This window comes from Streptomyces beijiangensis (genome assembly GCF_017315755.1).
In the GTDB taxonomy this organism is placed as follows: domain Bacteria; phylum Actinomycetota; class Actinomycetes; order Streptomycetales; family Streptomycetaceae; genus Streptomyces; species Streptomyces beijiangensis.
Map to the genome: position 1 here is coordinate 1 of NZ_JAFLRJ010000678.1, position 221 is coordinate 221.

1 protein-coding gene is annotated in these 221 nt (G+C 72.4%); it reads right to left on the reverse strand.

What is annotated here, in order from left to right; all coding sequences use genetic code 11:
• Positions 1-202: DUF7800 domain-containing protein (locus J0695_RS38240; protein ID WP_443727004.1), on the reverse strand; the 202-nt coding region annotated here is incomplete at its 3' end.
• Positions 203-221 lie beyond the last annotated feature (19 nt).

Here is a 221-nt window from a genome sequence, read left to right on the forward strand (position 1 = left end):
CGGCGCCTGGGCGCAGTCCGGTCACCGGTATCAGGGCGTAGTGGTGCCCGGCTATCTGGAAGGTGCGCGTGCTGCCGCCCGCGCCGTCCTCGCAGCGGACCTCCGCGGTGCACGGCCGGTCCGCCTCGACCCAGACGGTCGCCGACTCGCCCCGCTCCCAGTCGACATACCTCAGCAGTGGTCCCAGGCGCAGCGCCGTCATGTGATGTCCTCCTCCGTCG